This window comes from Prevotella sp. CAG:592 (assembly GCF_000436015.1).
GTDB lineage: Bacteria > Bacteroidota > Bacteroidia > Bacteroidales > Bacteroidaceae > Prevotella > Prevotella pectinovora.
Window position 1 is genome coordinate 1 of sequence record NZ_FR892612.1, and the last position, 8,021, is coordinate 8,021.

6 protein-coding genes are annotated in these 8,021 nt (G+C 49.8%); 3 read left to right on the forward strand and 3 right to left on the reverse strand.

All coding sequences use genetic code 11. The features are described from left to right. Nucleotides 1-125 precede the first annotated feature (125 nt). From QVO99_RS08550 to QVO99_RS08560, 3 genes are all read right to left on the reverse strand, one after another. The gene (locus tag QVO99_RS08550; RefSeq protein WP_022317193.1) at nucleotides 126-881 is read right to left on the reverse strand and encodes a succinate dehydrogenase/fumarate reductase iron-sulfur subunit; all 756 of its coding nucleotides are present in this window, start codon (nucleotides 879-881) and stop codon (nucleotides 126-128) included. 95 nt (nucleotides 882-976) lie between these two features. Continuing rightward, on the reverse strand, nucleotides 977-2,959 hold the full coding sequence (locus QVO99_RS08555; protein WP_022317194.1) for a fumarate reductase/succinate dehydrogenase flavoprotein subunit: 1,983 nt from the start codon (nucleotides 2,957-2,959) through the stop codon (nucleotides 977-979). A gap of 36 nt (nucleotides 2,960-2,995) precedes the next feature. Then, complete coding sequence (locus tag QVO99_RS08560; RefSeq protein WP_022317195.1) at nucleotides 2,996-3,673, reverse strand: fumarate reductase cytochrome b subunit; 678 nt, start codon at nucleotides 3,671-3,673, stop codon at nucleotides 2,996-2,998. A gap of 326 nt (nucleotides 3,674-3,999) precedes the next feature. On the opposite strand from QVO99_RS08560, the gene mnmG reads away from it, so the two are divergent. From mnmG to QVO99_RS08575, 3 genes are all read left to right on the forward strand, one after another. Then, nucleotides 4,000-5,871 (forward strand): tRNA uridine-5-carboxymethylaminomethyl(34) synthesis enzyme MnmG, encoded by a 1,872-nt coding sequence (gene mnmG, locus QVO99_RS08565; RefSeq protein ID WP_022317196.1) that lies wholly within the window; start codon nucleotides 4,000-4,002, stop codon nucleotides 5,869-5,871. 205 nt (nucleotides 5,872-6,076) lie between these two features. Continuing rightward, nucleotides 6,077-6,607 carry an adenine phosphoribosyltransferase gene (locus QVO99_RS08570; protein WP_022317197.1) on the forward strand — a complete coding sequence of 177 codons (531 nt, stop codon included), beginning with the start codon at nucleotides 6,077-6,079 and terminating at the stop codon, nucleotides 6,605-6,607. Nucleotides 6,608-7,307: 700 nt separating this feature from the next. Next, nucleotides 7,308-7,463, forward strand: coding sequence for a hypothetical protein (locus QVO99_RS08575; RefSeq protein WP_288177090.1), 156 nt, complete (start codon nucleotides 7,308-7,310; stop codon nucleotides 7,461-7,463). Nucleotides 7,464-8,021 lie beyond the last annotated feature (558 nt).

The following is an 8,021-nucleotide window of genomic DNA, read 5'->3' on the forward strand; positions in this document are numbered from 1 at the left end:
TTGTTGAATTTTTGTTGAATTCTTATAATACTCTGTAACCCAACATATTACAATAACAAAATCGGGGCCGCTGCCAACTCTGTGCAACGACCCCGATATAGAAAGCTATGATTATTATGCTGTTTTTAGTCAGCCAACTTAGCCTTGATGAACTCACGGTTCAAGCGGGCGATGTTTGAGATAGACTCGTGCTTAGGACATTCAGCCTCGCAAGCACGGGTGTTGGTACAGTTACCGAAGCCCAGCTCTTCCATCTTCATAACCATCGCCTTGGCACGCTTGGCAGCCTCTGGACGGCCCTGTGGAAGGAGAGCGAACTGGCTCACCTTAGAGCTTACGAAGAGCATGGCAGAACCGTTCTTACATGCTGCCACACACGCACCGCAACCGATACATGTGGCGCAGTCCATTGCCTCGTCGGCAGCCTCCTTTGAGATGAGGATGGCATTTGCGTCCTGAGCCTGGCCTGTGCGAACGCTGACATAACCGCCAGCCTGCATGATCTTGTCGAAAGCGCCACGGTCTACCATACAGTCCTTGATGATAGGGAATGCAGCAGAACGCCATGGCTCAACGGTGATAACGTCGCCGTCCTTGAACTTACGCATATAGAGCTGGCAAGTGGTGGCTCCTGTGTTTGGTCCGTGTGGATGACCGTTGATATAGAGTGAGCACATACCGCAGATACCCTCGCGGCAGTCGTGGTCGAAAACGAAAGGCTCCTGGCCTTCCTCGATGAGCTGCTCATTGAGAATATCGAGCATCTCGAGGAACGAGGTGTCGGTAGGAATGTCCTTCATCTCACGTGTGTCAAAGTGTCCCTCTGCCTGAGGACCATTCTGACGCCAGAATTTCAGTGTGAATGATATATTATTTTCCATTGTTGTTGTTGTTTTATCGATGACGAGAAGACGATAAGAATAAGGAGAGTATAATTTCCTTGTCTGCCCGTCTACTCGTTTACTCGTCTACTGTATTAATTCTTATAGTTACGTGTCTGAACCTTGATAGCCTCGTAGTGGAGAGGTTCCTTGATGAGCTCAGGAGCTGTCTCGTCGTCGTTCTGATACTCCCAGCATCCAACGTAGAAGAAGTTCTCGTCGTCGCGCTTAGCCTCACCTTCCTCGGTCTGATACTCCTCACGGAAGTGACCTCCGCAAGACTCGTTACGAGAGAGAGCGTCGTAAGCCACGAGCTCGCCCATCAGCAAGAAGTCACGCAGGTGGATAGCCTTGTCGAGCTCCACGTTGAGACCGTCTTTGCTTCCTGGGATGAAGAGATTGGTGTTGAACTCCTTGCGGAGCTTCTTGATGAGCTCCAGGCCCTCTTTCAGTCCCTCTGCAGTACGTCCCATTCCGACGTGCTCCCACATGATGTGTCCGAGCTCCTTGTGCAGAGAGTCAACAGAGCGCTTGCCCTGGATTCCCATCAAGCGGTCGATTTCAGCCTGTACGCCCTTCTCAGCCTCTGCAAACTCAGGCAGGTCGGTAGAGAGACGAGGCCAGATGGCCTGGTCGGCGAGATAGTTCTGGATGGTGTATGGCAATACGAAGTATCCGTCGGCAAGACCCTGCATGAGGGCAGAAGCACCGAGACGGTTTGCTCCGTGGTCAGAGAAGTTACACTCACCGATAGCGAACAGACCTGTTATTGATGTCATCAGCTCGTAGTCAACCCAGATACCACCCATTGTGTAGTGGATGGCTGGATAGATCATCATCGGGTTGTAATACTTCACGCCGTTTATCTCGTTTGCCAGCTCTCCTGGATTAACGTCGGTAATCTCCTCATACATGTCGAAGAGGTTGCCATAGCGCTGACGAACCACGTCGATGCCGAGGCGCTCGATACTCTCTGAGAAGTCGAGGAATACGGCAAGTCCGGTGTTATTCACTCCGTAGCCCTTGTCGCAACGCTCCTTTGCTGCACGAGAGGCAACGTCACGAGGCACGAGGTTACCGAATGCCGGATAGCGGCGCTCCAGATAGTAGTCGCGGTCTTCCTCCGGAATGTCAGAACCCTTCTTTGTTCCAGCCTGCAGAGCCTTGGCGTCTTCAATCTTCTTAGGCACCCAGATACGTCCGTCGTTACGCAGAGACTCCGACATAAGAGTCAGCTTAGACTGCTTGTCGCCGTGTACAGGGATACATGTAGGGTGAATCTGCACGTATGATGGGTTTGCGAAGTAAGCACCCTTGCGGTAGCACTGTACGGCTGCCGTACAGTTACATCCCATGGCGTTTGTAGAGAGGAAGTAAGCGTTTCCGTATCCACCGGTAGCGATAACCACGGCGTTTGCAGAGAAGCGCTCCAGCTTGCCGGTAATGAGGTTCTTGGCGATGATACCGCGGGCACGTCCGTCGATGATAACCACGTCCTCCATCTCATAACGGGTGTAGAGCTTCACACGGCCTGCGTGAACCTGTGCGCTCAGTGAAGAATAAGCTCCGAGCAGCAGCTGCTGACCTGTCTGTCCCTTTGCATAGAATGTACGAGACACCTGTGCTCCACCGAAAGAACGGTTGGCGAGCATACCGCCGTACTCACGTGCGAAAGGCACACCCTGAGCCACACACTGGTCGATGATGTTGTTAGACACCTCAGCAAGACGATAAACGTTTGCCTCGCGGGCACGGTAGTCACCACCCTTCACGGTGTCGTAGAACAGACGGTATACCGAGTCACCGTCGTTCTGATAGTTCTTTGCTGCATTGATACCACCCTGTGCCGCGATAGAGTGAGCGCGGCGTGGAGAGTCCTGTATGCAGAAGTTTAAAACGTTGAAGCCCATCTCTCCGAGGCTTGCCGCTGCGCTGGCACCAGCCAGACCAGTACCAACGACGATAATGTCGAGCTTCAGCTTGTTCTTTGGGTTCACCAGGCGCTGGTGAGCTTTATAGTTAGTCCATTTTTCGGCCACTGGGCCTTCTGGAATTCTTGAATCTATTGTCTTAGCCATAATTATGTATTACTAAATTATGAATTAATAATGTTATTAGCAGCAGCCGCAAAGTCCTTTAGCAGCGAACCACAGCACTACAACGAGGAAGCCGAGGCAGAGGAGCGTAGAATACGCGATACCGATGACCTTCCAGCGGCAGTACCAAACCTTTCCGTTCCATCCGAAAGTCTGCATAGCGCTCCAGAATCCGTGTGTGAGGTGGAACCAGAGAGCCACGAGCCATACGATGTAGAGCACTACATACACCGGACAAGAGAATGTGTCCACGATGTAGGCATAACCGTCGGCAGGATGGTGAGCCACTGCGATGCCTGTCAACTCGGCGAACATCATGTTGTACCAGAAGTTGAAGAGGTGGAGCAGCAGTCCGAGGATGATGATGATACCGAGCACGAGCATGTTCTGAGATGCCCACTCCACGCCCTGAGGACGGGTAGTCACGGCATAGCGCTCATTACCGCGGGCCTTTCTGTTCTGCATCGTGAGCCAGAAGGCATAGACGATGTGAAGCACCGCCAGGGCAGCAAGGCCGGCTGTAGCTACAAGAGCATACCAGTTGGCACCGAGGAACTCGCAGATCATGTTGTAGGCATCCCCCGAGAAGAGGGCTACGATGTTCATTGACATGTGGAACGTCAAGAACAGGATAAGCGCAACACCTGTTACAGACATCACGACTTTCCTTCCAATAGATGAATTACATAACCACATAAATTGAATGAAATTTAAGTATTAAAAGTTTGAATTAATTGATATTCTGCCATAATACTGCACACCCCGCCCGCCGACAGACAGAGCATACGATTTAAACCCACAATACTTTATAATAGGTATTGCAGACCGTTAACTCGACTGCAAATATACTCCAAATTAGCGATAAATCAAAGCAATCGTGTAAAAATTCAATTTTAATGCTTAAATTTGCGCCTGTTTGAGTGGAGCCAATCTCACGACACCATGCAATTATAAAAGTCGGCATTGCAAATAGGCTATAAACAGGCCGTTCGCTCACCGGCAGGTCAAGTAAACAAAAATATATGAATTTCAAATACGACGTTTTAGTGATCGGCGGAGGACACGCCGGATGTGAGGCTGCCGTGGCGGCGGCAAACATCGGGGCGAAGACATGCCTTGTCACCATGGACATGAACAAGATTGCGCAGATGAGCTGCAACCCGGCTGTGGGAGGAATAGCGAAAGGACAGATAGTGAGGGAAATCGATGCCCTCGGCGGAGAGATGGGCCGCGTGACCGACGCCACGGCGATACAGTTCCGTATGCTGAACCGCTCCAAAGGACCGGCGGTATGGAGCCCTCGTGCACAATGCGACAGGGAGAAATACATCTGGCAATGGAGGACGGTGCTCGACGGCACTCCAAATCTGGACATCTGGCAGGACCAGGCTTCCGAACTAATCGTGGAGAATGGAAGAGCTGCCGGCATAAAGACGGTTTGGGGAGTGGAGCTGAGGGCGGGCAGCGTGGTGATCACGGCGGGCACGTTTCTCAACGGACTGATGCACATCGGCCGCCACAAACTGCCGGGAGGACGAATAGCGGAACCGGCTGTGGTGGGATTCACTGAGAGCATCACAAGCCACGGCATACGGTCGGCAAGGATGAAGACGGGCACCCCGGTGAGGATAGACCGCCGCTCGGTGCATTTCGAAGACATGGAGATACAGGAGGGGGAAATGGATTTCCACCAGTTCAGCTTCATGGGAAACCACAGGGTGCTGAAACAGCTGCCCTGCTGGACCTGCTACACCAACAAAGAGGCTCACGCCGCGCTGTTGAAGGGACTGCCGGATTCACCGCTCTACAACGGACAGATACAGAGCATCGGACCGCGCTACTGCCCTTCGGTGGAAACCAAGCTGATGACTTTTCCCGACAAGGAGCAGCATCCGCTGTTTCTGGAACCTGAAGGGGAATCGACAAACGAGATGTATCTGAACGGATTCTCGTCGAGCATGCCGATGGAGGTGCAGCTGGAAGCGCTGAAAAAGATTCCGGCGCTGAGGGATGTGAAGATATACCGTCCGGGCTACGCCATAGAATATGACTTCTTCGACCCCACACAACTTGAGCACACTCTGGAATCAAAGGTGATAGAAGGTTTGTACTTCGCCGGACAGGTGAACGGTACCACGGGATATGAGGAGGCAGCCGGACAGGGAATGATTGCCGGAGTGAACGCTGCACTGAAGAGCAGCGGCGGCGGTGAGTTCATACTGCATCGCGACGAGGCTTACATCGGAGTGCTGATAGACGACCTCGTGACGAAGGGCGTTGACGAACCGTACCGTATGTTCACGAGCCGTGCCGAATACAGAATACTGCTCCGACAGGATGATGCCGACGCCAGACTCACGGAGAAGGCTTACGATATCGGATTGGCAAAGAAAGACCGCTACGACTGGTGGATGCAGAAAAAGAAATATATCGACAGAATCATCGAATTCTGCAAAAACGCTCCGGTAAAACCGAGAGAGGTGAACGCCTTCCTTGAAAGCATCGGCACTACTCCACTGAGGGAGGGATGCAAAATCTTCGACCTCATCGCCAGACCGCAGATCAACATGGCGAACCTATCGGAGATTTCTCCCCAACTGAAAGAACTGCTCGATGCTGCTCCTAACCGCAAGGAGGAGATTACAGAAGCTGCCGAGATAAAGATGAAATACAAGGGATACATCGAAAGGGAGAAGATTATAGCCGACAAGATGCACCGTCTGGAGGACATCAAGATAAGAGGCAGATTCAAATACCCTGAGATGCTGCAGCTCTCCACAGAAGCTCGCCAGAAGCTGGAGAAGATAGACCCTGAGACTCTCGCACAGGCAAGCAGAATACCGGGCGTTTCACCGAGCGACATCAACGTTATGCTCGTGTTGCTCGGAAGATAAGAGCGGATGGAGCAGGTTAATGTTTCACGTGAAACAAATTTCGATAAACGGTTTGAAAACTAACAAGTTATGAAAAATGGCGAAAGTGTTTTCATCATCCGTTTTCACCGTGGAACAACAACTGAAACCGAACGAAAGCAACGGCAAAAGATATCATCAGAGAAAAAGAAAACAATAAAAGAATAAACAAATAAAACCGCAAGAAATGAACAACGAGAAACTTTTAGAGAACCTGAGATGCATACCGGATTTTCCTCAGAAGGGTGTCAACTTTAGAGACGTCACTACCCTATTCAAGGATCCGGAATGTCTGAAGATAATGGTTGACGAACTCTATGAACTGTATAAGGACAAGGGCATCACGAAAATCGTAGGAATAGAAAGCCGCGGATTTGTGCTTTCATCGGCTCTCGCCCTGAAGCTGAACGCCGGTGTGGTGTTGTGTCGCAAACCGGGAAAGCTCCCTGCCGAGACTATCCAGGAGAGCTACAGCAAGGAATATGGCAAGGACACCATAGAGATACACAAGGACTCTATCACCGAAGACGACGTGGTGTTGCTTCACGACGACCTCCTCGCCACCGGCGGCACGATGCGTGCGGCATACAACCTGGTGAAGAAGTTCAATCCGAAGAACATCTACGTGAATTTCATCATCGAACTGGTTCACGAGAATCTCAACGGCAGGGCTAACTTTGAAGAAGGAACAGATATCACATCTCTTCTGAAGGTATAACCCCATCGGCACAAAGAAAACGGAAAAACCGCAATATATCGCAACAGACGCCCTGCAAGGCGAAAAGCAGAAGACAACGACGCTTTTCTCTTGCAGGGCGTTTTTTGTACCATTTCGGATGTCGGGATAATCTTTCTATCTATAGTATGGCGCCTATATATTCTTTTTAAAAATCACCGAAAAAGTATCAAAGTATCATTTTTGCCGTTAATTTCCCATTTATACATTTAGTACACAGCATTTTAGACGAATGATACTTTTCTGAGAAGCTTACAATAAAGTATCACAGAAGTATCATTGAAGTATCACAAACAGCAATAAAACGGCATATAATGCGACGGGAACAGAAACAAACACCACCTATTTCGTCGGGACTAAGCATATCTCAAAGGAAAACCAACGTTGGTTTTATCTTTTAGGGTAGTGAATGGTTTCTTTTGGGTAGCAAACATATTCTTTTTTGGGTAGTAACCATGTTTCTTTGAGATAGCAACCACGTATCTTTTAGTTAGTAAACCAGTATCTTTTAGGTAGTAAGCCCGTACCTTTTAGGCCGAAAACAATACATTTTTGGGCAAGCAGCGTGCCCAACATGGGCAAGCACGTTGCCCAACATGGGCAAGCACGTTGCCCCACTTGGGCATAAATCCCACCAAGAACGTGCCCATTGGGTAATGAATACCGAACGCTGATTTCCACAATGGCTCAAGGCGAACAAGAGAACAAAGCGGAGAACAAACAGCCAGAAGAGGAAGTGCTACAGCACTTGCAAATTCTGCTAAATCCAAAACAAAATCCAAATATCACTGACGAAATATTATCAAAAAATGGATCCGTGAAAGACCGATCCGTGTAAAGTCTGTGCTATCCGCTTTCATTTTTGATTTGTGTCCCTGCCGCAGGCTGGGGACACCACACCTTACCACGGAATAACAATATCAGTGGGCATATAGCGCCCAACTGCCTACGGCGATGGGCACAGGTCTAAAATAAAACACGGATAGCACAGATTTTACACGGATTAGTCATCACGGATTATTTTAGACCTGTTTCCTTTGGATTTTATAAGGATTTCCGTGGATTCGGGAGTGCTTATGGCACTCCCTTTTTCTGAAAGGCATCAGTAAAGACTGAAGTTGCCCGTCCTATGACATCAGCCCCCACCTAACCTCCCCCGTTGGGGAGGGACAGATACCATTGACTGTCTGGATACCATTAACCGTCTGAATACCATTAACCGTCTGGATGCCATTGACTGTCTGGATACCATTGACTGTCTGGATACTATTGACTGCCTATATACTGTTGACTATCTGAATACCATTGACTGTCTGGACATGATAGACTGTCTGATTGTCTATGATTTATCAATGACCAGAGTAACCGGCATCTCCCCTTCGGGGGAGAACGAGAG